The organism is Acidithrix sp. C25, from assembly GCF_904848545.2.
In genome coordinates this window covers 1-24,852 of sequence record NZ_CAJHCI020000008.1, presented here as the reverse complement: position 1 = coordinate 24,852, position 24,852 = coordinate 1, and the positions used below count along the sequence as shown (strand labels likewise).

Genomic DNA, 24,852 nt, shown 5'->3' with positions numbered 1-24,852 from the left:
TTAGCGATTGAACTTTCGCACAAGTGCATGGATGCGAGTAAATGTTGGGACATTATAGGGTCGCAAAAGGGTAAAAGGTCACTTAGCAAATCGGTGACTATCGGTGAGACTGTAAGTGCGGAGATATTCTTCGTTTGAATGTGCAAAGTAAGGTGGTGAAAGATGAAACTGGCGTTTGCTGCTCTAGTTCCAATTATCGCCAGTCTCGTGAATTTGAATACTCCGGGGCATTTCATCAGTGTTGGGGTCATTTCGATCTCGGTGGCTAATTTTATAGTCATTTTGCTGATGATAGCGGTATTTCTATTGGCAATTTTCGTGCCATTTCCTGGAAAGAAACATCAATCATGAAGACTGAAATGGATGGTATGGATCGTGAGTCTATCGTTGCGGGGTTGCCCGAAGATAGCGATATGTGGACAAATAAGGTCAGAAGAAAGTTCTACGGAAAGCTACCACCAGAGAAATTGCTCCCCGATCGACAACCTTCTTATGTCTCTTCGTGGATCTACGTTTTTGGAATATTGACCGTTTCGGCTTTGGCTGTAGTCGCACTCTCGGGTGCTATCTTGGCCGTAAAAGGGCCATCTTGGTGGCATGGTTCTTCAATCGGCCACTATGTGAACTCTCTCCATATGTGGAGCGTGGAACTCTTCTTCTTCTTTATGATTATCCACCTGTGGGGCAAGTTCTTTATGGCCTCGTGGCGCGGGAAGAGATCCCTCACATGGATAACTGGAATGATCACATTCTTGGCATCCGTAGGTACTGCCTTTACCGGTTACGTTTCCCAGCAGAACTTCGATTCTCAGTGGATCTCTACTCAAGGTAAAGACGGCCTTAATGCTGCAGGCATAGGCTCGTTCTTCAATGTTTTGAACTTTGGACAGATGCTAATGTGGCATATCGTCCTTCTTCCATTGATTGTCTTGATCATCGTCGCGATTCACGTGGTTATGGTTAGGTTGCGAGGAGTGGTTCATCCATTCCCACCAAAGGGCGCTAAGGACTACCCAGCTGATGATAAGCCTTGGACCGGTAAGTATCGCCGATACGACATTCTAAAAGAGGGTACCATCGCTATGACGGTAGTGCTCGTCTTGACGATTCTGTTCGCAGTGGTCTTCTCCTCTCCTGATGAGGCTCCAATTACCCTTCAAACTTGGGCAAGAAGTGCTCCCGTGGACTTTGTTTCAACGGCTACCAGTGAATTAGCAGGCACTTCGATCTCTGCTGGATATGGTTACCCTTACAATAACGTTCCAGGATCAGGTCAGAAGCTAGGACCAATCTCCTTCCCTTCGATCTTTGGCGTAACGATTCCAGTTAATCCAGCTCAAGACTTTGTTCTAAAGCCACTTGCCACGGTCACAAACGACCCGACATTGGCGAGTGATCTATCAACTTACAATAGCGCTGGAGCATCTCAGGATGGCAAATGGGTCGACGCCTATACTAAGGCTCTTAGTAAAGGAACGGCAGCTGGCGGTGTGGTAAGTGTACCGAGTGGGCAATATGGTCCTGTTCCGTACATGATGAACTCACTACTACGTCTCGCAAGCTCAGGCGGCCTTGATGCTTCATTGGTTGCTGGAACTGGATTCTACGGAACCGACTATACCAAGCCTCTGCTCTTTTTGGCAGATGGTGGATACATGGCAGGAATTGCACAAAAGCAACATCTGCTAGGTACTCAGTGGGGAATGATGAACGAGACCGGAAACTACCCTGGCCAAGCGTGGCTGTGGCTGTATACCTTCTGGTATCAGATATCTCCATTCTCGACTTCAGGTAATGCGGACGTTCTGGTATGGTCAATAATCATTGTTCTAAGTTTGGGCATGATGTTGCTACCATTCATTCCGGGTCTTCGGGCAATTCCAGAGAAAGTAAAGCTCTATAGGCTTATTTGGCGAGATTATTATCGCGAAGTTGAGTCAGAGAAGATCGACTAGATATAAGTCAAAGAAACCTCAAAGATTCTTCTTATTGTAGCAATAAATATTTCAAATCAACAAGGAAGCCTATCGACAATTGTCGATAGGCTTCCTTTACGAGTGGGGTAAATATTGGCTTCTGTGTACTTAAATTATCCAAGTTCAGAGTTTTGGATCGACTGCTGGTTTAGATTAGATCTATAAGTTTTCAAATGTTAGGTTGTCGGCAATTGGGCGTCTTTATAATCTGATAAAGTGACAGAATGCTCGTTTAATGGTGGCTGTATATTTGTGACAACTAGAGGGATTGACCCGAGCGGACTTGGAAATAGATTGGTAATTGTTGTCCTTTGATGTATCTGTAAATTCGTAACTTGTCCCGCCTCAAGCTAGGCAGCGTCGAGCTTCTATTTGAGTCGGTAAAATCAATTTAAATATTTTGCTAATGAGATCTGTCGAATGCCCCAAATACTCTTTAATTCACAGTTAGCGTAGACTTGGTAACTAGACATGGCAGGACTTTTCGTTCGACTTAGTGACCTTGGACCCTTTGAATAGCGACTCTTTTAGGTAAGGATTGATAAGTGACAACATTTGATAGAAACGGCCTTGAGATGCTTACTGGCCAGGAATGCCTTGATTTGCTAGAGAGTCGAGACTTCGGACGTATTGGCTTATCGGTAAATGCCTTACCTGCTATTTTGCCAGTTAATTATAGATTTGTAGACGGTGTTATTATCGTTCTCTCGGCCAGCGGTGCGAAGCTTTCCGCTGCGACCAACAAGTCGGTCGTGGCTTTTGAAGTAGATGAATATTCGAGTGAAGACGAATATGGCTGGTCGGTGCTGGCGATAGGAGTTGCCTTTCGCTTGGATGAAGAGCCCACTTTGATTTCTAAGATAGATAATGTTATGGAAGTTTGGATCGATGCGGATTCCGCAAGTCTTCTTGGAATACGCCCCGACATCATATCTGGTAGGCGTATCTCTGGACCGAAGAATATTCGAGCCTTTGGTCGATAAATTGAAAGATGGGTTTATACCAGACTAGATTTGGACTGCCAATTTGCTGAGATATAGCCGCTCAGGAAAGCAGAAAGTTAGGGATCTATTTCATCCAAAGTTCCCTGAGCGTTCTTCCGAGGTTTACTGCGTGATCTCCAAATCTTTCGTAAAACCTGGCAATCAATGCGAGTTCGATTGTCACTGGAATAGGAAGCCCACCCGAGGCTAACTCTGCTACCAATGCGACTTGAAGGTCGTCGAGTTCATCGTCTAAGGATTCGACGGTAGACTGGTGGGTGCATTCGTGATCAGCAAAATCATCGGCTGTTAGCATCCACATTTTGAGACCTATCTCTCCCATTTGGGCGATTATCCCTCTCATTCGTGGAGTCAGTTCGGCTGTTACATTTTGGAGGGCGCGTCTGGCGATATGCTCTGCTAGATCTCCAGAACGTTCTAGTTCGGGGATTATTCTCAAAATTGAGATGAGATAGCGCATAGCGCTTTCCTCAGGAACCGTGGTAAGGAGAACTTCGTAGGAGAATCTCTGAATGTTCTTGTAGAGTTCATCCACCATGGAGTCGCGGCGTATTAAGTCTCGAGCAATATGGTGATCGCCTGAAAGGAGTGCTTCGGTGGCGCCGGATAGGTGGCCACCCACTAAGCCAAAGAGTTGGATTACGAGTGTCTCGATCGATTGAAACTCATTTGTCTCCAATAATTTGTTCAGATAGGGACCCCGATCAGAATTATTCAAAAGTGACTCCCCCGGATCCTTAACTTTTGCATTAGGTGCGACTCCTTGTGCCCTTATATCTTAGGACGAAAGAGTGCGAGCCGTAGGCACTTCTTTGAATTGTATTTGTGACTACGGCTAACGCCTATAGATAAACTGCTTTGCTCAATTACTCGAAGACCGGTGCTTTTCGAACGGCTCTTTTCATCTCGTAGAAGTCTTCCCGACTGGCTAAAACCTTGTAAGCGCCATAGACTTCAATGGCATCTTGTCCCTTTGGGATCGTGCTCATGACAGGGCCAAAGAGTGAGGGTCCATTTTCTCCGAAGGTGATGATCGGGGTGCCAACATCTCGTCCTGTGCGCTCTAGCGCTGTGTTGGTCTCTGCGGTGATTAGTGCATCGTAAGTTGAATCACTAAAGGCGCCCTCGAGTTCCTGATCGATGCCTGCTCGCTTTAGGATCGGCGCTATGGACTCGCCGGCTATGTAGCGTTCACGGTTCTTATTTGTGTGGAGTTCGGTTCCAATTTCTCGGTACCAACGGGCAACTCCGTCGTTTCCGGAGTCTTGTCTAACTGCGGCTGCTACACGAAGCAGATTGTGGCCCAAGCCGTGGATATTTGTGTATCCTTGTGGAAATTCCGCTTCGTAATCTCTTGATGAGTTGACAACCGCAAGTGAGATAAACCTCCAGGTAGGTTCGACGACTTGTTGGTTGGCTAGATCATCAATCCATCTGGAAGTTACCCACGCCCAAGGGCAGATCGGGTCGAAGAAGAACTCTATTTTGTCCAAGATAACTCGTTTCCTTTTTGTGACTCTATTGTTGACTTGGTTGATCAACAAATTGGCTTTTGTTTTGTTCCCAGCTTTGGGAGGACGGTAAAGGGGATTTTACCTTCCAACTATAAGTTTTGGAGCATATTGGTAGAATGGTAACGCGCGATGGATTTGGTGAAGGTGGCTAAATAGCTAGATGCCATGGCTCTATAGTCAAATCGTTCTAGAGCCTCCTTTCGACATGTGGAACGAGAGATTTGATCGATGTGTTCTATGGCCTTCACCATTGACTTGAGATCTTGGGTCACATATCCGGTTCTTTCGTTGGTGATGATTTCGGGAACAGCGCCTCGATTGAACGCTATGACAGGCGTTCCACAGCTGAGAGCCTCAATGATCACAAGGCCAAATGATTCTTCCCAACCTACGGGGAATATTAGACCGCTAGCGTTTGCCAAGAGGTTTATCTTGTCTGGGCCGCCCACCTCGCCAATCCACGTAACGTCGTTTCCCAACTTGGGAGAGATGAACTCCTCGAAGTAGTTGAGTTCAACTGGTTCCTGACATTTTGCTGCAATTATAAGAGGATATCCGGATTGACGAGAGGCTTCTATGGCGATATGAGCACCTTTGAATTGTGTCATTGATCCCAAGAATACCAAGTAGTCGTCACTGGGATGCGACGTTGGACGATAGACATCGGTGTCTATTCCATGGTGAATTACTGTTGTGATATTGACGTCTACCGCCAGCTCGGCCTGTCGGTTGGAGATCGCAACGATCGGTGTATGCCTAGAGATCGCACCATAAAGTGCCCGGTATTGCTCATCCATGATTCGATGTGCTGTCAAAACCGCAGGCGTGGAGGTAAGTGACGCCATTTGGGAGCCGATAAGCGTGTGGTCGCTGACGCAGTCCCATTTGGTCGATCTGAGCGCGTCTAGAAATGCGTTGTGGTGCGCTATGAGTGGTTCGGGTTGTGAGTAGTTTTGATTTGCACTTTGTCTAAGGCTCTGAAAATGGATGATATTGTGATCGCCGTCGATGTTGAGATTTCCAGGCGAGACGATTCCAACTTCAGCCCCCAAAGCGTCAAGGCCCTTTGCTAAATTTGCGCAAAAGGACTCAATTCCACCGTAGGTGCGGGGTGCAACTTCGTACCAGGGTGTTGAGTTTATGAGGATCCTTAATGTCAATTGCTTCTCTGATTTCAACTTGTTTTACATATTACAATGGATGATCTTTTGGATAATATTACTTCGTATTTATAAATTTATGAACTTCTCGCCTAGTGATCTGCGGGAAGACATATAGGTTGCCTGGGCATGATTGATTTGGATATATTCTCAACTAACGAGCATATTGATAGCAAAAGGCGATCCAATAAATTGTTATGATTATTTGCAGTAGTGATCAACAATCATTATTTGCCCAAGCAACAGAGCGCATCGTGTGCTTCGCACATATATCACTGGGACCGCTATAAGTTGTTTAATTTTTAGACACAGCTTTATAATTTGAGTTAATGTATGAGCTATGCTGTGGTTGTTAATCGTCAATATTTTGATTATAGAATCTCCTGTTTTCATGCTTGAGTTCTATCTTATTTTTCAATAGTAACCATAGCAGAGCAATTGAGCATTTCGAATTCAGAGAGGTCTGCGTATTTATAGTAATTTTATATTTTGCTATTTCACATATTTATCTTGAGTGAATTGCCAGATAAATTGTCACTTTCCAGCGTTGAATCCTTCGGAGATTGGGAGGAATGAACCAATATATTCCAGACCAATGACATTGTAATAATGGTAAATTAGGTAATATGGTTTTTGTTTGAAGAAGTGCTCTATCTATTGCGAAAAGTCTTCAGATGGCTTTATAAAGGTAATTAGAAGTGAAATGAACCAATTGATAGGTCGCGGCTATTGAAGCCTTAGATATTTCAAGTAGGCGGATATTTTAAATAGGCCACGTCTTGATTGTATTGAGTTATTTTTGGATGAGCTTTGGTGTTATTACCCTAAATCCGTGATCCTCATGGTGCTAGATTTCGATCTAAGGCTTCTCTGGGTTAATGCGCATGATTAGTGGGTAATGGCTAGTAATGAGGCGATGATCTCGCCAACAACCAGCTTTGGAGTTGACCGGTGCTGGTCGTTGGCGAGATCTATGCTATGACTTGTATTGTTTTCTAGTGCGCAAAGTTGGACGCTGTTACGAAGGAATTCTGCCCGACATGTCAGCATTTCGTGCCGCTTTGTTGACAAGGTCCGGTATAAGGTCGGCGAGTTCTTCGACGCTCCAACGATCGTTCTTGTCGATCGCAGGTCCGCCATGCCATCCTTCAGCAACGTCTATATGGCCGCCCACTACATCGAAGACTCTTCCTGTGATCGCCTTGGAGGCGGAGGAGCCCAAATAAACAACCAGTGGTGATATGTTCTCAGGTGCAAAGATGTCAAAGGCTTCTGGCTTCTCATCGTTGGACGCAAAGCCAAGGTTGGCGGTCATTCGTGTTAGTGCCGCGGGAGCCACGGCATTGACAGTGATTCCGTAACGGGCTAGCTCTTGGGAGGTTATGACCGTAAAGGATGCTATCCCAGCTTTCGCGGCACCGTAGTTAGATTGGCCGACGTTGCCATATATGCCGCTCGAAGAAGAGGTGTTGATTATACGAGCATCATTGGTGTGGCCCTCCTTTGCGCGCTCTCGCCAATAGGTCGCGGCCCATCGGCTTGGTGCAAAGGTTCCTCGAAGGTGTACGCGGATGACCGCGTCCCATTCCGCATCTGTCATATTGATGAGCATTCGGTCCCTGAGAATTCCAGCATTGTTTACCAGAACGTCTAAGGTGCCAAAGGCTTCGACTGCGCTATTGATTAAGCGTTGGGCGCCTTCCCAATCTGAGACGTCATCGCCGTTTGCGACCGCTTCTCCGCCCATAGCACGGATTTCATCGACCACTTCGCCAGCTGGTCCAATTGACGAGCCACTGCCGTCGACCTCGGCTCCAATATCGTTGACTACAACTTTCGCACCTTGACGGGCAAATTCCAGAGCGTGTGCTTTTCCGATGCCTCGGCCAGCTCCAGTTACTATTACAACTCGATCTTCGCAGATACCTGCCACTTTTTAACTCCTTGGGGATATTCCAGGCGGCAAAAGCCGCTTTGGAGGTCGTTATGTTACTAGATGGTAATATCCAATATAGTTTGCCACAAAACAATACATCAGGGTCAAGTGAAAATGTCGCTCAAACAGCTTTTCCCGTCTCATTTCTAAGTCCGACCGGAAGGTGCTGGTGAGATTTTCAGGCCTGATTGGCTTAGGGATCTTCAAGGTATCTGGCGTATGCCTCTTGGAAATTTGTACCTATGGGCCAATTTGGACGAACTGAAGAACTCATCTACGATATCAAGAACGGTCTTGACGGCCGCAGAATGCGCGACCCTTTTTCGCCGTGCTATCCCTACTCTGCGGGGAGGCAGTCCGGTAATCTCGACAATTCCTAACCGTTCGACCATGAAGTCTGGAATTGCAGACGTTGGTGCAATGGTTGGTGCGAACCCATCGAATGCCATGGAGGCTAAGAGCCGTATCCCATCAATTTCTGCTTTAGGTTGGAGCGTGATACCTACTTGCGTTGCGATCAATTCGATTTGGTCACGAAATTGGGTGCCTCGGGGAGGCAGCAGAAGTGGCTCGTTATCAAGGTCAGCCAAGGTGATTGCCTCTCTATTTGCTAGTCGATGTTCTTTGGTCGTAATCAGCACCAGAGGTTCTTCAAAGGCGGCCCTGAAGGCCAGTTCATCGGTGTTGGTGGGTCGAGTCATGATTGCAAACTCAAATGCATTTGAATAGACTCTTGCTTCCAGTGCAGAGGTTGTTCCTTCTGCAACTTCTATTTTGAGGTTGGGATGGCGAAGGGATAATTCGTTGATCAGCGGAGGTACGAACCATCGAGCAACCGTTCCTACCATCCCTATCCTAACCCGACCCCTGACGTCATTTTTTAGTCCGGAGATGTCGGAATCGATGGCGTCCAACTCCGTCAAGAGGCGCCTTGCACGTAAAGCTACCGCACGACCTTCTTGCGTCAACGACCCGCTCTTCCTGTCGATTAAGATTGCACCGACAGAATCTTCTAGCCGCGAGAGGTGGGCTGAGATATTAGATTGAACTGTTCCTAGTGCATGGGCGGCTTGTGAGAAGGACTTGAAGTCTTCTATTGCTAGGAGGGCGCGAAGTTGCCGTAATTCGATCATAAAATATGATTCTAGCTATCGTACATTACTGATAGAGAGATAATTGCACATTGACTATTATGTTTATTAGCAAGATAACGGATCCCCCCTCCAGCTTGCAAATTAGAAGAAGGCCAGCTCCCCCCGCTGGCCTTCTTTTTTACTCTGCCAGCCTGGACGTCTATCTGTGGTCGCCCTCTTTTTGATCTGGCGGATCGTGAGATTACAGTTCTCGATGATCTGGAAGATTATCCTCTTTGTGCTGCTCGGATGTTCTTTGGTGGGCTTGAGATGTTCTGGCATTTCGAACGGTGTTTTAGTTTCATAAGTTTACATCACTGCCAAAGTCCTATGTTGACCTCCTTGATTGAATCGACTTTGAATACTGCATCTTTCTTGAGATCTTTCTTGAGCATGGACTCTTTTTAGCTGGGACGTATTGTTCTGATATAGCTGTCATCATATGAAATTTTCAATTTGGACTTTTAAGAAGTTGTGCTTTGACGGGAGATTTGACGGTGGCGAATTTCAGTGAGGAATATAGGTCGGGCTCTTATTCGTCAGATGAATATTACCTTTAGATAGGAATTGAAGGTTCTTCAGTTGAAAAGTGTTGATGTGTTCGTAGATTCAGATTATTTAAAAACTAGTTGGAATCCGCGATTGAGGGAAAATTTTCCGCCAAAGTTAGGACCAGAGCCACATCTTTACTATCCCAAGATGAGATTTCCTTCTCTGTGGATTTCTAGCCCCTATGTGCTCGCTGTCGTGACTACTAGGGAATATCTTCGCAAACTAGCTTTAAAACCGTGATTTGGGTGATTTAGTTGTTGTGACATTTATTCGCTATGTTGCCTGGATATCGAGCGATGTTATGCTGATTTAGGCTTGCAAACCTCCGGCGTGGCCAGGCAATCTTGTGTGCTCTAATAGGAGTTTATTATGTGCTTAAAATGCAGTAGTTTCCCTGGTGGGTTCGCCCAAGTTGCTAATTGATATTTAGATGAGTCACCTAGGTATTTCGTCTTTGTTGTTGCATAGGTGTGTCGATGTGGCTTGTTGAGATGGCGGGTAATCACCGGCCTATACGTATTTTTACCGTGAGATCATTCCCGAATAGCAATTACATCCTAAGTTACGTAATTTTGTAAACAGTGGTGGATGCCTTTATCTTTATGATATTTTCCTCATTTGGAGGTTTTTTGTGTGCTAGAACTGTGATCTCGAAAACTATTGATAAGAGAGATGAGAGAGAATATATGAAGCATTTGAAGGGGTCTTTATCAGCCCTGGCGCTATTGGCTGGCGCATCTATTCCGCTGGTAAATTCGACTCCAGTTGGAGCGTCGAATAGTTTTTCCTGCGCTACTTCGTCTTTGGCAACTCCAAATATTTCAGCGAAGCCCACGGTTAGTACCTGTACCACGGTGGCCCCCGATGGGTCAAAGGAGCTGATCCAGATACCTTCTAACTTCAATGGCAATTTGATTTTGTATAGTCATGGTTATGTCTTTTCTGGAAATCCGCTCACCGCTGTCGACGCTTTCTCGGCGGGAACTGCTTCAATTTTATTAGCAGAGGGAGATGCCCTGGCGGGTTCGAGCTATGCGAAGAATGGATGGGGAGCAGTTCAAGCTGCACTTGTGGATCAAATTACGACTCTCAATGACGCTAAGAGCTTGATTGCTACTAATGACCCTGCGGTTTTGGGCCAGACTTTGTCGTCCAATGCGGTTAGCGCTACATATGCGACTGGCGTTTCCTTGGGTGGAATGATTACAGCTGCGCTAGTGCAGCAAAACCCGACCACCTTTACTGGGGCTATGCCGGCTTGTGGAGTCGTTGGTGGTGGCGTGACCGCTTGGAATCGAGCCCTCTATTCCGAGGTTGCCTTTAAGACGCTATTTGATCCAACAGGGTCTCTATTGACGACTGGTATCTCACCAGGAGCAGCAACGAGCAACTATGCAAGCGCCGATGCTATCTTGGCTGGAGCCCTTTCAAAGGCGAGTTCCTCGGCAGCTACCGCGGCGCGCTTAGCATTGGTAGCTGCCCTTGGTAGCGTGCCGACTTGGTTTTCCCAAGCTCCTTCTGGCACGCCTACTTCTACTGAAATTCCATTTCAATCGAGTGCCACTGCACCTAACTTATCCACCCCATCGGGACTACAGTCTGCTCTTTTAGGCCAAGCTGACTGGATGTTTTATGTAGATTTTCCTTTTGCTTTTGGTCCGGGGAGATCTGACCTTGAGTCTGTAGCTGGCGGTAATCCATCTTGGACTAACGGCGTCAATTACGCTCAAGTGCTCGCTAATTCGCCAGACTATGCTGAAGTCCAGGCACTTTATGCGGCTGCTGGAATTTCATTGAGCTCTGATTTGGCTTCAATTCAAGGTACAACTCCGATTTCGGCAAACCCATCATCGTTGCACTATCTGCAAAGTTATTTCTCATTCAATGGGAATATACAAATCCCGGTACTTACGATGCATACAACCAATGATGGATTGGTGCCACCTGAGAATGAGACTTCCTATGCTAATGCAGTGGCGGCGAGCGGTAATTCAAACTTATTGAATCAAGTTTACGTAAATGATCCGGGCCACTGTGCCTTTAGCGCCGCCGAATATGCCAGTGGACTTCATGGCCTAATGTCGCGAGTAGCCACTGGTTCTTGGAGCGGCGCAACACCGGCGGCACTTAATGCATATGCCGCCAAGTGCTATAGCGACCCTAGTTACAATGCAACTGCTGACTCTAGTCCGCGGACTTTCCCAAGCAACGTTTATCCGGCACCCCCAGCTTTTGATACTTCTGGATTTACCCCAGGTGTTCCACTTGGGCAAAGCCAATCGGGATATCTTCTTGCGGCAAAGGACGGAGGGGTCTTTGCCTTCAATGGATCATTCAGAGGATCGATGGCTAGCGTTAAACTCAATGCGCCAGTAGTGGGAATAGCTCGTACACCCGATGGTCAAGGCTATTGGTTAGTCGCAAGCGATGGTGGAGTCTTTAGCTTTGGAGATGCTAAGTTCCAAGGATCTCTTGGTGGAACTCACCTGAATGCACCTATTGTTGGAATAGCATCGACTCCCGATGGGAAAGGCTATTGGTTAGTCGCAAGCGATGGTGGAGTCTTTAGCTTTGGAGATGCTAAGTTCCAAGGATCTCTTGGTGGAACTCACCTGAATGCACCTATTGTTGGAATAGCATCGACTCCCGATGGGAAAGGCTATTGGTTAGTCGCAAGCGATGGTGGAGTCTTTAGCTTTGGAGATGCTAAGTTCCAAGGATCTCTTGGTGGAACTCACCTGAATGCACCTATTGTTGGAATTGCATCCAGTGGATCCGGTCAAGGCTATTGGTTAGTCGCAAGCGATGGTGGAGTCTTTAGCTTTGGAGATGCTAAGTTCCAAGGATCTCTTGGTGGAACTCACCTGAATGCACCAATAGTGGGAATCAAGTATTACGCCCCGTTGAACGGCTACAGCCTTGTCGGGGCTGATGGTGGAGTCTTCAACTTCAACTCAAGCTATGACGGTGGAGTTGCCTCAATTCACTTAAATGCGCCAATTGCGGCAATTGCATAGTAATGACAAAAGCCTATATTTGAGGATCCATCTTTAGATAGGATTTTATCCTTCACACAGGGGTGCTCAATGGATTAGCTGCCCCATGTTACAGGGGAAATATGGCCCGTGGGTCGAAGGTGGTGAACGATTAATCGTTCACCACCAAATTTATCTCTTCATCTTCAACTAAAATGACACTCACTATCGCGATGCATCTAGGGCGGGACGACCAATTGAATAAATCCCTAGGAAATCGCGATTAGCGGAACTGAGCAAGCTCTTTTTTCAAGGAGTGCATGGGATCGTTAATCCAAAGCTCTTAAGCAATTTGGCCATTGTGCTTGTGACGCTTTATAAAAGTAACAAAATTCTCCAAAGGGCAACGAGCAAGCGCCTGGAGTGTTTGTAGCCCTTTAAAATTATAAGCAATTTGCCATAAAAGGTCTATTTTGTGGACCGCATCTATCTTGTTTCTCATGGCCGTTGACAGACGTTGATAGGGCTTGGGAAGTTCGCTGCTAACAGCCCCTAGGATTTTAGCTGGACAATGGTCCTTGGATCTTGAGAATTTTCGGGGAATTGACAAAAGACAAGAACAAGATCGCTCCTCGACAGTTCGGTATTTGTATAAGTTCTTTCTCTTGTGGGACAACCGCCCTAATATTCCAGCGGTAAAGGAGGTAGATGAGAGCTTAGGGGTGAAATCTAAAGGCGAGCTATCTAACTTTGAGGTCGTTATCTTTTTGGATCGATGGAGTCTTTATGTCTTTGCGATAGCAAATAGTCAGCTTCTTTTCATTGTAAATGGCAATTTGAACCCGCATGAAGGAAGATATGACTGGTGTTGAACCTAGCGCCTTGATCAAAAATGCTCTCATTTAACCATCAGGTTGAGTCTTTAAATAGATAAGATTCGACTGATTGGCACATAGAGACGTTGACCGCTATTGGCCAGAGCCAAAGCTCAAGATGGTGGCGCACTCTTCCTGAGCCGAATGAGACAGAACGCCCTATTAGAGGGTTGGTAGGCCTGCATCTCTAACGATGGAGTCATTTATATTTTTGTAAATTATGTGATTATATTTGAGGCAATGACTTCTCGAGATTAGATTGATCTGTATAACTTTTGCGCCGCCAAGTATCGAGTGGATCGGATGTTTTCGATTGTGCAACCTGACTGTTTAACTACTTCTGTTGAGGTTAAGTTGTGATTTTGTAAATATGCTCTAGTCGTATGAGGCACCGTTAAGGCGTTGGGTTGGCATATGTTCGATGATATTAAGGTTGCCTAAAAATTGATTTCGAGAAAAGTTTCTGGTTTTACTCGATTCCTAGCCGGACCGTTAGCGACAATTGTTGGTAGAGCTTCGAGGGCTAGTGGTCGGGGCTCAGGGGAAGCAGTAGCTGGTTTGATATTAAATCGGCTTGATCCAGGTGGTATCGAACGCATCTCGAGGGACAAGTCGATTGTTTTGGTGAGTGCAACTAACGGCAAAACGACTACTACAGCCATGTGTGTTTCGGTGTTATCGAAAGTTGCGCCGGTCTTCACTAATGCGTCTGGAAATAACATGACTCCTGGCGTAGCCTTGGCTTTGGAGAATTCGAATAAATCGAAGATCGGAGTTCTTGAAGTTGACGAAGCGCATTTAGGTGAAGTCGCACGACGTACTGGCGCGCAGTGGCTAGTACTCATGAATCTCTCACGGGATCAGTTGGACCGCATTAGTGAAGTCAAATCCTTGGCGCTTCGTTGGAAGAAATTGATCGACCAAAATCCCGAAATTTCCGTGATTGCTAATGTAAGTGATCCCCACATACATTTTGCGACAATGAATTGCAACAAAGTAGTTCGTGTTGCGCTTGGTAATCAGTGGAAACTGGATTCGACAGTATGCCCTGTCTGTGATTCGGCGCTTGAGTTTGGCAAAAATGAGTTTTATCGTTGTATTGATTGTGACTTTCGAATGCCTACTGCCAAATATAGCTTCGAAAGCGAGGTGCTCTATAGGGATAAGTCGGCGATCGGAACAGTCCATGTCGGACTTCCTGGTCATTTCAATGCGTGCAATGGGGCATTGGCAGCTATCTTGGGAATTGAGTGGGGCCTATCCCCAGAGGATGCACTCCTGAGCGTTTCCAAGGTTCGAACCGTAGCGGGACGCTATGACACGATCGAACATAAGGGTCTTTCGCTGACAACTTTGATGGCTAAAAATCCAGCCGGTTGGCAAGCGTTGATAGATATGTTAGCTAGTGATGAGCGAGACATCGTAATTGGTATCAACGCCAGAGTGGCAGACGGTAGAGATACTTCATGGCTTTACGATGTAGACTTCGGGCGTTTTTCAAACCGTCGGGTTATATGTTTTGGCGATCGACGATGGGATATTGGCCTTCGTCTTAGCTATGCCAATGTAGATCATGAGGTTGTTGAATCTTTCGAACGGGCTCTGAGCCACGTCGTTGGCTCTGAGGCTGTCGTCGTTGGAAACTACACCGCGTTCCAGGATGCGAGATCGACCCTTAGGGTATCGAGTCGCCCAAATATCAACGGAGGTGTCTAAGGATGGCTACGTCCAAGTTTAAAGTGGTGTTGGTCTATCCAGATCTTTTGGGCACATATGGCGATTCGGGCAATGCTGAGATATTAGTGAGGCGGGCAACTCTTCGAGGAGTTGATGCTGAGCTGAGGGTGGTCCACTCTCAGGAACGCTTAGATGATTCAGGTGATGTTTATGTTCTAGGCGGAGGGGAGGATGGACCCCAACAGGCGGCAGTCGATGCTCTGCGGAGAGATGGAGTCTTGAAAGAGGTTCATCAGCAGGGTCGTCAAATATTAGCCATTTGTGCCGGATTTCAGATAATTGGGGAGTCCTTTGCAACCTCGGACGTGGATAACGTCCCAGGGTTGGGCCTGATACCGGTCGTTACGCGGCGCGGTCGCCAACGGCGTTGTGTCGGCGAGCTCCTCTGTGAGGCGTCGTCGGAGCTTGGAATTGCGTTGTTAAGTGGATATGAAAACCATGGGGGTCAGACGGAGATATTGGATGGTAATCCGTTAGGGCGTGTGATCCGCGGGGTTGGAAATAGATACGAAGACACCCAGGACGGTTATTTGTCGGATAACGTTATAGCAAGTTATGCCCATGGGCCCCTTCTTGCTAGGAATCCTGCGCTAGCCGATCGACTTTTGGAGAGGGTTCACGGACTCGAACTAGAGTCGCTTCGAAGGCGCGATATAGGTATCGAAGCTGAGAATTTGAGGCGTGAGCGAATCAAAGAGGTTCAAGGCAATAAGGGGTCCGTTCGCACCCTTATGAGACGGTTAACGCAACCTAACTCTAGGACTGTTTGATAACTCTAGCCTTCAGAGTCCTTGTCGGAAAATCTAATTCAGTCAAAGATAGGGCAAAGATAGAGGAGTCATGGAAACGGTATACCCAGGAAAATAAAAGGAACGAGTGCTGAGGAAGTTCTTATGTTTAGCTGATGACGGGGATAGACAAAGGTGCAGTTATCGAGCTTTCTAATGTTGAAGGAATTCCACTCAATGCGCGCTACACCCAGAACACGTCACTGAAGCGAACCGGTGCCATTGGCAAGTTCTCCGCATGTGCGAACCCGTCGATTACGCTCTCGTTCAAGGCAAAGTACGAGAGATGTTGTGAGAGTCCAATCCCTGACCAAACTCGAACTTGACACCTACCTCGGGCACTTGGGATTCTGGCGTAGGATCGCGATGGTTGGAAAGGGCGGCCTGTCGCAATGCCAATGACCGCTTTAGCATCGCCGCCAAGGAGTACCGTGCGAACTTAGCGATTGAACGGGCAAAGGTGACCCTCTTAGAACGCGAGCTTGCTCGTAAGTAGCAGGCGCAAGCTCAAACCTATACATTGTTGGAGTCGCTAAGTAATTGTTGGAGTCGCTAAGGAAGAACCTAGGCGTTAGGGGGGATAGGGAAGATTGATCCCTCTTTCAGGGAGCCAACAAGCCCTAATCCTCATCGCGATGCTAATAGCGCTGGCGTTAGCCTCTCTTTTGACTATTCCACAACTTGCGATCACTAAATCCGGAATCTCGCGAGCATTCGTGATTGATGGTTCGGAAACCGAGACTTATCTAAGAAAGTCAGCTGGTCGAAAGGTTTGATATTCACCTACTCCAAAAGACTGGTAAAGAGTTTCCGGAATGGATGGAAACGTATTACTAGAATAGGTGGAAATGAATTACTGGAATATCCATCCCATCAATCTTTGGGTGATGGCAATGAATACAACCGGTACGACTGACCACGCAGACAGAACAGATTGAGCGTGGATCACTCCAACACCACTGAAGTAGGCGGCGTCGCGAATACCAGTAAGTGCCACACTCATAAGCAAGAGGCCGCGCAACGCTCCGAGCCAACGAGGATGCCACGGAGCCGGGAGCAGACCCCCGCTCGCGCTAGCGAGTGCACCAGGACCACAGTGGCCATGGTTGCGCGAAAGGTGTTGAAGATACCGAGGAACATCGCTGTTCCGCACCTACAACAAGCGACAGGAGAAAGAGGAAGACGATAGTGGCGTGGCCGTTGATGGTTTGAGTACTGAAGCGAGCAATCAACGTTGATAATGCGGCGAGTAGCGATGCAAGCAGGGACGCCGGGGCCCAGCGACCAGTCGGTGAGAGGCTCCGACCCGTAGTCACCGACGCGATCCCGAACAGGTAGCTGGCAATTACAACGCCAAAGACTGGATAGAAGAGGGGTAGCCCCGACGTGTCATTGGGCAGTAGGGGCAACTTGTCGACGGTGTGCAATGGAGCGCTCTGCGAGATCATCGAGTGTAAGAGTTCGTTTCGAGGCCAGATGTCACTGACAGCCCGTTGGCGCCGGCAACGTAGAGAGTTGGATTGCTGCTTAGAGTGAGGACGCCGAATATCCGTCCCTCGCGTAGCGACTCGAGGCCTATTTCGCTCGAGCGAGCCCGGACAAGGTCGAGAGCCCCCGGTTTGCTTTGATTGACATTGATGAACTAGCGCCGGAACGGATGCCGGACTGCCAACCACGTCGACGCGGCCATCGCGCGGGCGTGGTGAGTGATAACCAATCAGCAATACCGCGACGAACACGACGCCGACTGTCAGGGCTTCAGCTACAGGCAAGAAGAAGCCTCGCTCTTGTGATGCGCTGGGCCAATCACGCAAAGTTGTACCCTCTTGAATCTCGGGCCACCGGAACCCTCACACCGCAGATACGACGAGGGTTCCGGTGGCGATGTTAGCGGAGGTCGCCCTGGGCGAAGGCGTGATAGACACCCTCTTCACCGGACGCGGCGTAAAGCTCCCCAGAGGCAGGGTTCTAGTAGTTCCTGAGATTATGGAGGTGATCATGGGTATCACCGTCATCAACTCGATTTCCGTGGCTAGTAAGAGGTCACGGCTGTTCTGGGCACCGATTTTGGTGCAAGCAGCCGAGGTGTCCATCAGTGCTACGACGTTGAAGCCCTCTTCTTTCGCCGATAGGGCTGGGGGACCAAGCAGACATCGGTCGTCAAACCACCTATCAGCAAGTTCGTCTTGCCAGTGGCTCTCACTGCCTCGGCGAAAGCCGGGTCCTCCCAAGCATTGATGACTCCCTCTCGCTTGATGCGCGCGACGAACTCTTCGGGAAGGAACTTTTCGAACTCGGGCAATAGCGGTCCTTGTGCTTCGGTTTCGAGGCTGCTCGTGAGGACAAGAGGTATACCAGCCGCCTCAGCGAAGCGCGCGATGACCGTAACTCACATCTTGAGCTGTGCTGCCAGCAACAAACTGCTCCTTCTCTTCGACCACGAGTTCGCCCGCCCAGCTGATCGTGCCGACGTGGTGGTCGATGAGGACCAGTGCTGTGTTCTCGAAGTCTTCTGACCACCAGATGCGTTCGATGGATCTCGCCAGCGGTCTTGGCTGGTAGCGCAGTCGTACCTCTCAGCAGCTTAGCCGGATGGCGTGCGTGGCGTCGTTGTTCGCAAGGATATGTAGCACCGATCGGCGTGGATCGATTAAGGTGCTCACTGAAGAGGGTCTGAAGCGAATCACTATGGCGGAGCCTATCCACGCCGTAGCAGTCTGTCATTGCTTTGCGAATGTGTTGAGTGGCCAACAGTTGATCGCGCTCTCGGAAATTAGCCAAACGATTTTGGCGCATCTCGAAGTTGAACAGCTAACTAATGTCTACAGAGGAGATTGGCTGCTTATAGGTCGGTGAGCGAATATATACCAACCAGAGAATCTACCCAACCAGAGAATCTCTCGCCTAGGCGCTTTTTGTACCTAGCCTAAGTTGTAACGCTAAAATTAGAACCTAGCTTTTACTTTTTTGCTTTTAATGATTGTTGAGGGCTCGGTTTTGGAATTGTATCCAACTTTGGGTATCTTGGGAATATAGAAAGCAAAAAAACACCCAGATATATAGAGATTGCATCCAGCCTCCGTACGCAAATTGTGTCCGGACAGGTGAGTCGTGGCTCGGTCTTACCGAGCGAGGCGGCCCTTTCACGAACTCATAGGGCTAGTCGGATTACTGTAAGAAAAGCTCTCGATGTCTTGAGAAGCGAGGGCCTTGTTGACTCAAGACAGGGTTTTGGTTGGATCGCGAATTCAGACCCGGTACGTCAGAGCTTAGGGCGCTTCACTACCATTGAAGCCCAGATGTCTGAACGAGGTGTTAAACCGGGCAGGAAGATTATCTCCGCACGGGTTGAGATCGCCGAGGGCCGGCTGAAGGAGATTCTCGGCGAGGGCGAGTTGCTTGTCATAACGAGAATCAACCTCGCCGATGGTAATCCGTTTGCTAGGGTTACAGTTTGGGTTCCGGCGCAAATTGGTGCTCAGTTTTCGATACCTGAACTGGAGGAGGCGAGTTTGTATGATCTTTTGGGGGAGCGGGGTAATCTAGCTAAGCGTCTGAGTCGGGCGGTGCAGACAATTGTGGCCATTGCAATCGACCATGACGATGCCAAGTTGCTTGGAGTACCGCGTGACTCGCCGGCGCTTTGGTGTGAGAGGATTACCTATGATGAAGACGGTGGGGCCAAACTTTATTCAGTCTCCGTCTTTCCTGGTCATAAAACGGAATTTGTTACCGAGTTGGTTAGTGAGCCAGATTCTATAGCTCCTTCGGGTCTGCGTCTAGTGCAATCATAGCCGCTCTTTCGGCGCCGATTTTTCAATTTTTAACCAATTAGTACTGCCTTAGGCTATCTCAGTCCCTCGTTTTATTAGGCGTTAGGTCCAAGTATAAGTCTCCTCGTATCTAGAGTTTGGATCAACCAGGGGTTAGTCCTTGGAGCGATTGGTAGTTAGGTTATAAGTGGATGGGATAACCACCGCTAGACAGCCAAAGAGCGACGGGTAGATGATTTTATCCTTAAAACTGACCTTATAAATAACGAGCTGGCATCGTGTAATTTGGCCTTACCTAAACCGAGAGAAAGCCGTTCCCTGGGAGTACATTGGATAATAAATATGTCGACGTCGACCTTAAGGCTCGGCTCGTCTTTCTCTAGCAGGCTTTTAAATCAGAGTGGCTTGTCGATAAATGGTAATCTTGGCCAACGACTTTTCTTTGAATCTTCAAAGGTGTCGCTAAACCTGGGACGATTCCACTCTGCTATCCAGGAATTATCGCCATTGTCGGCCAAGTCCGGCGTGGAACTTGCTCCGCTTCTTAGCGCAGCGTCCCAGTAGTCGCTGTAGACTTCATCTCCAAGACGGTTGACCGCACTTTGTAACTCTTTGGTTAAATCACGGGGATTTGAACCGCTAGGACTTATTGGCCTGCCAAAGTTTACAACTGTAGAACCGGGGCTAAAGCCTTTTTTATTTTTACCTAGGACCTCATAGGTGCCACCTATGAAGACGGGTACGATGGTCGAGCCTGTCTTTAGGGCTAGCTGCGCGACGCCCCCTTTGAACTCCCTTGCGAAACCGTCAGGGGTTCTGCCGCCTTCAGGAAAGAGAATTAGGTTCCAGTCATCGCGCAGGATCTCTAAGGCTAAATCGGTTGATCTTCTCGATACCCTTGTTCTCTCGATAGGAATTGCTCCTAAGAGGAATGACCAGATGACTGCCTTGTATTTGCGGTCAAAGAAGTAGTCTGCTCCGGCTCCAACAGCCGTCTTGTGGCGAAAGTCATCTGGAAGCACCGAGAGTAGAAGCGGAGTATCTAAGTGAGAGGCATGGTTAGCGGCAAAGATAACAGGTACGTCGATACCCTTTAGGCGATCGGTACCGAGCACTTTTGGGGAAGCAACTATATTTATCGCGGGTTTAGTGACATAGTCAGTTATCAGTGATCGTACAAGACGTACTGAGTACCTTCTAGCCCATTCTGTATCGTAGTTTGCACCGAGTTTTGACTTGGGAATTGTTCTTTCTACATTGGCTGGCCAAGTGGGCCGACCAAGTGGGAAGGGCATAGTTATCTTGCCCAGTAGTCCACGCATTTTTGCCATTGCTCGTCCTTGGTATTAGATCTTTTCGAATTCTAGATTATTCAACTTGAGCCATCAACAGAGGAGGTGAGTGCAAGTGTGTAATCGACGGAGAAGTACCAACATAAGCCGAGGCCATTGCTAATGCGTCATTAAGGGTACTTGCTGCCATGAAACCCAGTCGCTTTGCAACCTTAGGGTCGCCACCAAGAATAATCACTGCTCCGAGGTGGTCAAGTGCGTGGGCTCCCCAGTACCACATATAGAACGGATGAACTCCATGGTATGCGTTACCTGTTCTATAGAGATGGATATACCAGGGGTCCTCAGCGTAACTCTTTTCGTACTTTGCCTCGATCTCAATTGGATCTGTGGTTTCACTTAGGACGTTTTCGTAAAAGTCAATGTAGGAAGGGTGAAAGACCGGGTCAAATTCGTTGCGCGTGGGGTGGCTCATTATCAACACACCTCCCTTTCGCACGAGAGGCTTGTTTTTGTACATATTAAAGAAATACCCAAGTCCCAAACAATAGACCAGAATTGGGTTCATGATCGAATTGACATTGTATGGACCAATGAATGGCAAACCCATAGTCAATATGTCGGATTGTCCAGAGACATGAACCAGTTGTTGCTTGTAGACCCGCTCAAGCGTCTTTTCATGGACGGCGTCTACCTCACCTGCGTTCACGCCAGTAAGGCCATAGGGAGATCTTATGGAGTGAAAGATATTACGAGCCATCCATGGGGGAGTGGCCTCTAGAGCTTTAGATGTGGTGATGAATTTCGCGCGGTCTTTTAGGTTCCACTCCCATTCGCGCTTTTGGAGGAATTCGAATTGCTTTGGAAAGGTGTCGTTATTTAGAGTGGTTTCGATCTGGAAGATCTTGATGCCTGCCTCTTTTATGACTGCTCCCATCCTCCAGTTGGACGAGTGCAACTGCGAATTGTGACGATCCATAAATGACTTAGAGTGGACCATTGTCTTTACGTTATGGTGATGTCTTAGGCTCCGATAGCTAGATAGACCAGTAGCTACGCTCTTGTGGCCGCCATCCATGGAGACTAAATTGACATTTACATAGACTATCAGGTCGCTTTCAGCGGCGCGCTTGGAGATTTCGACCTCTTCGCCCTGTGGCGTGAGGCCTATAAAGCTAAGCCCCTTGGGATCTTCGGCGTCGTGCTGCAAAAGGAGACCGCGTGGGTAAAACGAGTCATAAACTCGATCTCCGACCGCATGGCGAAGTTCGGATTCGGTCATTCGGCGATGGAGAGCTAAAGCAGCTATCAGCACCACGTCCTCGACGCCTGCTCTAGCCGCACGCTCTAATACTGCTTCAATTATTAGGGAGCGAATGTCGGGTGAGACCATTTGAGGAAGAGGAAGCGACACGTCGTCAAAGGCGATTGTCAAGCGCATCCCTGAGGTCAGAAGGGTATCCAACGGATCGCTATCGCCAACTGGGTTGTCCAGAGCATCTTCGATGGCCCCGAGAGGGTCAGATAAAGATGGTAGCGATTCAGGTGCATAGATGACAGATGAACCTTCGGGAAGTTTTTCAATTCGATAGCCTTCGCCGTGCCAAAAGAGAGTTCCCGGATACGACTTGTCTACATTTAGGATAAATCCAGGTCTAGGACTCAATTAGGATGCCTTTCGAGGTGTGTGTGAAACTTTGGATGCAGGGTCAAATGCGATCTTGGTCGCTCCTCTGCGCCCTGAATTTCTAGCGTGATTAATTGCTTCTTCGAAATCTTCGAGGGGATAAATTGTCGATACAAATCGCTCCAAGCCAAGCGAGTTGGCTCTTTGAATAGCGAGTTCAAATGTTCGTATCGTCTTATCTTCGTAGATTTCGCTACCATATGCGTAGGTGCCCACGATAGAGATTTGTTTGTGCCAAAGCGGAGTTAAATCTATTCGCATCGGAGAAGGAAGACCGGAGAGAATTACAGTGCCACCAGGTCTAGTTATTTCGAGTGCATGGCTTAAGGTTTCATTTGTGCCAACACAATCAAATGTGGTATCGAAGCCGCCCATTACCCTATTGGCAACCATGATACCCTTTGACTTTCGCCTTGCAGTTCGACGTAGTTCGTCGTTGGAACGTAAAATCGAGGCACCGAACGAACTAGCTAGTTCGGCTTGGTTTGAGTAGCGGGCTAAGGCACTTACCTTGGCCTCAGGCGCCAAGGTGAAGAGGGCTGCGAGCGTCATCTGACCGACGGTTCCAGCGCCAATAACTGCTACCTCAGAATCGGCCTTGGGCTTAGCTCGCAGAACTCCATGCATGGCACATGCAAGTGGTTCGATCATGAGGGCTGCTTCATTTGAGATCGACTCTGGCAAGTCATGGATTTGGCTCGGGTGGGCGATAAAGTTCTCAGACCATCCTCCGCCAGTTGAATGGCAGTAGCCAGTTTGAATTCCACTATTTAGTGATCCGGAGATGGTGTTTATGCATTTGTCGGTAGCGCCAACGCTGCAGTAGTCACAGAGGGGCGAGATTTCTCGTACGATGCAACTTAATCCCGGTTCAATTACCACTCGCCTTTTAGTCCCATCGTCATTGGGGCAAGCGCAACAATTTCATGGCCGGGGACAAAAGGAAAGCTGGTGAAATCTTCGAAGTATCGAGAAGAAGATGAGTCCAGCATGGATATGTCAGAGCCACAGATTCCGCTCAAAAGTACCTTGCATTGTTGATAAGGAAGGTTTCTATTTGGTAGTTCGAAGTTAGTTGTGAAGTCTAAGGGAGAGACCGACGCATTGAAACGCGAACTAACCACGCTAAGAGTCCGCGTCGCCGCGTACCTCGTTGGAGATCTTGAGAATACTAAAGCTTTCATCGTGCTTTACCAATCGGGAGGAGTAGTTTTGAATGTCCTGGTTGCCGTTCCCAATTTTCTATCGTCCAACCCCGTCTTTTTGCCATCGCTAGTAGGCGCGGTTCTGGATTTACAGCCACCGGGAAGCCAACAGCCTCCAGCATTGGAAGATCGGATGACGAGTCCGCATATGCAACGCATTTGGAGAGGGATACCTCGTATTTATCGGCAAAGTCTCCGAGCAGAATGGCTCGCGCTTCCCCGGTAGGTGGGTTTGATCTAAGTTTCCGGTAAGGCGTCCACGGCTATCGGTCGTCATGGTACATGCGACGATGTCGTCAAAGAGTGGCGCTAATGGTGCTATGACAAAGTCGAGTGCTCCAGTTATCAGTATCGTCTTGTGACCCAATCTGCGGTGATGGCGAATCCGTTCGATAGCCCGAGGAAATGCTTTCTTTAGGAGGTAGGAGTTGAAGAGTTCGTTGGCGTCTTCACTGAGATGAGCCGCTTCTGCCTTTGAATAGCGTCGATAGAAGTTGCGCAGAAAGTCACCTCTATCACTTCGATCAGAGGCTATCAGCGACGGTCCTTCAGCCATTAGCGCGAGCGAAAAAAGTGCTTTCTTACCAAGAGGGAGATCTTTTGTTGCAAACCAGGCATATGCATCGACGACATTGGATGCTATAACTGTGTTCTCTAGGTCAAAAGCTGCCACTTTGAATTCATCGTTCAATATGGATGAGGTGGTACGATCCACTCGAGCGCTAGTGGACTTGCGATCTGGGGTCGTCTTTACTCTTGCGTGTTTGACTACTGAAGGTAGATGAATCTCTGTTACAAAAGAGTCCCAATTGATCAGTCGCGGATCGAATGCAAAATCTAATTGATCTGAGGCGCTTTGCTTATTCCAAAGCGCAAGGAGGTTCTTTACGTCAAAGATAGCTTCGGTCTCCGCGTAGGAGCCATAGAGCTTGACGTATGAAAGGGCTCTATTTATAGCCTCCTTCTTCTCCTCTAAGTCTGTTACGAGTTCGGCTCGTTCCCCTCTGAGGGGAGATGTGAAATTATCGAATCAGCGAATTCTAAATTGGTAGCTAACCTTGCGAGTTGTTTTTGGACCCGACCTCGGCCGGGGAAGTTCCACTCTGGTACCAGGATAGGTTGTCCCTGTGAATCATAAAGTGGGTGTTCTAGGAACCACTCTCGCACTAGGTCGACAAGGACCTTATAGCGTAGAGGATTAGCAGAGCCCGAGGCAACCTGATAGACAGGAATATTTGTCGAAGG

24 protein-coding genes and 1 pseudogene are annotated in these 24,852 nt (G+C 48.0%); 11 read left to right on the top strand and 14 right to left on the bottom strand.

Going from position 1 to position 24,852, the window contains the following annotated elements:
* Nucleotides 1-347 precede the first annotated feature (347 nt).
* Complete coding sequence (locus tag ACIDITHRIX25_RS85435) at nucleotides 348-1,955, top strand: cytochrome b N-terminal domain-containing protein (RefSeq protein WP_201733614.1); 1,608 nt, start codon at nucleotides 348-350, stop codon at nucleotides 1,953-1,955.
* Between the two features lie 566 nt (nucleotides 1,956-2,521).
* Nucleotides 2,522-2,959, top strand: coding sequence for a pyridoxamine 5'-phosphate oxidase family protein (locus ACIDITHRIX25_RS85430; RefSeq protein WP_052604005.1), 438 nt, complete (start codon nucleotides 2,522-2,524; stop codon nucleotides 2,957-2,959).
* 85 nt (nucleotides 2,960-3,044) lie between these two features.
* Here the strand turns inward: ACIDITHRIX25_RS85430 and ACIDITHRIX25_RS85425 are convergent, their stop codons facing one another.
* From ACIDITHRIX25_RS85425 to ACIDITHRIX25_RS85405, 5 genes are all read right to left on the bottom strand, one after another.
* On the bottom strand, nucleotides 3,045-3,698 hold the full coding sequence (locus ACIDITHRIX25_RS85425) for a phosphate signaling complex PhoU family protein (RefSeq protein ID WP_052604004.1): 654 nt from the start codon (nucleotides 3,696-3,698) through the stop codon (nucleotides 3,045-3,047).
* Nucleotides 3,699-3,846: 148 nt separating this feature from the next.
* The gene (locus ACIDITHRIX25_RS85420) at nucleotides 3,847-4,473 is read right to left on the bottom strand and encodes a DsbA family protein (RefSeq protein WP_201733613.1); all 627 of its coding nucleotides are present in this window, start codon (nucleotides 4,471-4,473) and stop codon (nucleotides 3,847-3,849) included.
* Between the two features lie 110 nt (nucleotides 4,474-4,583).
* Nucleotides 4,584-5,672 (bottom strand): glycosyltransferase family 4 protein, encoded by a 1,089-nt coding sequence (locus ACIDITHRIX25_RS85415; protein WP_213333498.1) that lies wholly within the window; start codon nucleotides 5,670-5,672, stop codon nucleotides 4,584-4,586.
* A 1,000-nt stretch (nucleotides 5,673-6,672) separates the two neighbouring features.
* Nucleotides 6,673-7,587 (bottom strand): SDR family oxidoreductase, encoded by a 915-nt coding sequence (locus ACIDITHRIX25_RS85410; RefSeq protein ID WP_052604000.1) that lies wholly within the window; start codon nucleotides 7,585-7,587, stop codon nucleotides 6,673-6,675.
* Nucleotides 7,588-7,793: 206 nt separating this feature from the next.
* Nucleotides 7,794-8,723 carry a LysR family transcriptional regulator gene (locus ACIDITHRIX25_RS85405; protein WP_201733611.1) on the bottom strand — a complete coding sequence of 310 codons (930 nt, stop codon included), beginning with the start codon at nucleotides 8,721-8,723 and terminating at the stop codon, nucleotides 7,794-7,796.
* 1,238 nt (nucleotides 8,724-9,961) lie between these two features.
* Between ACIDITHRIX25_RS85405 and ACIDITHRIX25_RS85400 the strand changes: the two genes are divergently transcribed.
* From ACIDITHRIX25_RS85400 to ACIDITHRIX25_RS85370, 7 genes are all read left to right on the top strand, one after another.
* Nucleotides 9,962-12,292, top strand: coding sequence for a hypothetical protein (locus tag ACIDITHRIX25_RS85400; RefSeq protein ID WP_201733610.1), 2,331 nt, complete (start codon nucleotides 9,962-9,964; stop codon nucleotides 12,290-12,292).
* 536 nt (nucleotides 12,293-12,828) lie between these two features.
* Nucleotides 12,829-13,122: a hypothetical protein gene (locus tag ACIDITHRIX25_RS85395; RefSeq protein ID WP_201733609.1), complete on the top strand. Its 294-nt coding sequence runs from the start codon at nucleotides 12,829-12,831 to the stop codon at nucleotides 13,120-13,122.
* Between the two features lie 447 nt (nucleotides 13,123-13,569).
* Nucleotides 13,570-14,841, top strand: a complete 1,272-nt coding sequence (locus ACIDITHRIX25_RS85390; RefSeq protein WP_201733608.1) for a MurT ligase domain-containing protein — start codon at nucleotides 13,570-13,572, stop codon at nucleotides 14,839-14,841.
* Between the two features lie 2 nt (nucleotides 14,842-14,843).
* Nucleotides 14,844-15,632 (top strand): type 1 glutamine amidotransferase, encoded by a 789-nt coding sequence (locus tag ACIDITHRIX25_RS85385; RefSeq protein WP_052603992.1) that lies wholly within the window; start codon nucleotides 14,844-14,846, stop codon nucleotides 15,630-15,632.
* A 134-nt stretch (nucleotides 15,633-15,766) separates the two neighbouring features.
* Nucleotides 15,767-15,976 (top strand): hypothetical protein, encoded by a 210-nt coding sequence (locus ACIDITHRIX25_RS85380; RefSeq protein ID WP_201733607.1) that lies wholly within the window; start codon nucleotides 15,767-15,769, stop codon nucleotides 15,974-15,976.
* A gap of 44 nt (nucleotides 15,977-16,020) precedes the next feature.
* The gene (locus ACIDITHRIX25_RS85375; protein ID WP_268749173.1) at nucleotides 16,021-16,146 is read left to right on the top strand and encodes a hypothetical protein; all 126 of its coding nucleotides are present in this window, start codon (nucleotides 16,021-16,023) and stop codon (nucleotides 16,144-16,146) included.
* A 94-nt stretch (nucleotides 16,147-16,240) separates the two neighbouring features.
* On the top strand, nucleotides 16,241-16,426 hold the full coding sequence (locus tag ACIDITHRIX25_RS85370) for a hypothetical protein (protein WP_052607221.1): 186 nt from the start codon (nucleotides 16,241-16,243) through the stop codon (nucleotides 16,424-16,426).
* Nucleotides 16,427-16,723: 297 nt separating this feature from the next.
* On the opposite strand, the gene ACIDITHRIX25_RS85365 is transcribed toward ACIDITHRIX25_RS85370, so the two are convergent.
* Nucleotides 16,724-17,464, bottom strand: coding sequence for a hypothetical protein (locus ACIDITHRIX25_RS85365; protein WP_201732924.1), 741 nt, complete (start codon nucleotides 17,462-17,464; stop codon nucleotides 16,724-16,726).
* Between the two features lie 36 nt (nucleotides 17,465-17,500).
* Entirely contained in the window at nucleotides 17,501-17,881 is a 381-nt protein-coding gene (locus ACIDITHRIX25_RS85360; RefSeq protein WP_201732923.1) for a hypothetical protein, read from the bottom strand.
* A 6-nt stretch (nucleotides 17,882-17,887) separates the two neighbouring features.
* Here ACIDITHRIX25_RS85360 and ACIDITHRIX25_RS85355 point away from each other — a divergent pair, with 6 nt between their 5' ends.
* Nucleotides 17,888-18,166 (top strand): hypothetical protein, encoded by a 279-nt coding sequence (locus ACIDITHRIX25_RS85355; protein ID WP_213333421.1) that lies wholly within the window; start codon nucleotides 17,888-17,890, stop codon nucleotides 18,164-18,166.
* Between the two features lie 486 nt (nucleotides 18,167-18,652).
* Nucleotides 18,653-19,444, top strand: coding sequence for a GntR family transcriptional regulator (locus ACIDITHRIX25_RS85350; RefSeq protein WP_349632153.1), 792 nt, complete (start codon nucleotides 18,653-18,655; stop codon nucleotides 19,442-19,444).
* Nucleotides 19,445-19,818: 374 nt separating this feature from the next.
* On the opposite strand, the gene ACIDITHRIX25_RS85345 is transcribed toward ACIDITHRIX25_RS85350, so the two are convergent.
* From ACIDITHRIX25_RS85345 to ACIDITHRIX25_RS85320, 7 genes and pseudogenes are all read right to left on the bottom strand, one after another.
* A complete protein-coding gene (locus tag ACIDITHRIX25_RS85345; RefSeq protein WP_052605656.1) occupies nucleotides 19,819-20,754 on the bottom strand; it encodes a lysophospholipid acyltransferase family protein in 936 nt (311 codons plus the stop codon).
* Nucleotides 20,755-20,791: 37 nt separating this feature from the next.
* Complete coding sequence (larAH, locus tag ACIDITHRIX25_RS85340; RefSeq protein WP_052605657.1) at nucleotides 20,792-22,381, bottom strand: NPN-dependent hydroxyacid isomerase, LarAH14/15/16 family; 1,590 nt, start codon at nucleotides 22,379-22,381, stop codon at nucleotides 20,792-20,794.
* Nucleotides 22,382-23,284 carry a zinc-dependent alcohol dehydrogenase gene (locus tag ACIDITHRIX25_RS85335; protein WP_201733606.1) on the bottom strand — a complete coding sequence of 301 codons (903 nt, stop codon included), beginning with the start codon at nucleotides 23,282-23,284 and terminating at the stop codon, nucleotides 22,382-22,384. It abuts the gene before it with no gap.
* Nucleotides 23,278-23,586: an alcohol dehydrogenase catalytic domain-containing protein gene (locus tag ACIDITHRIX25_RS85330; RefSeq protein WP_201733605.1), complete on the bottom strand. Its 309-nt coding sequence runs from the start codon at nucleotides 23,584-23,586 to the stop codon at nucleotides 23,278-23,280. Before ACIDITHRIX25_RS85330 ends, ACIDITHRIX25_RS85335 begins: the two co-directional genes overlap by 7 nt.
* A gap of 109 nt (nucleotides 23,587-23,695) precedes the next feature.
* Nucleotides 23,696-24,322 carry an HAD family hydrolase gene (locus ACIDITHRIX25_RS85325; RefSeq protein WP_201733604.1) on the bottom strand — a complete coding sequence of 209 codons (627 nt, stop codon included), beginning with the start codon at nucleotides 24,320-24,322 and terminating at the stop codon, nucleotides 23,696-23,698.
* Between the two features lie 63 nt (nucleotides 24,323-24,385).
* Nucleotides 24,386-24,562: pseudogene (locus tag ACIDITHRIX25_RS000000104350) on the bottom strand (acyl-CoA reductase C-terminal domain-containing protein); the annotation flags it as partial.
* A 26-nt stretch (nucleotides 24,563-24,588) separates the two neighbouring features.
* Nucleotides 24,589-24,852: hypothetical protein (locus ACIDITHRIX25_RS85320; protein ID WP_213333497.1), on the bottom strand; the 264-nt coding region annotated here is incomplete at its 5' end.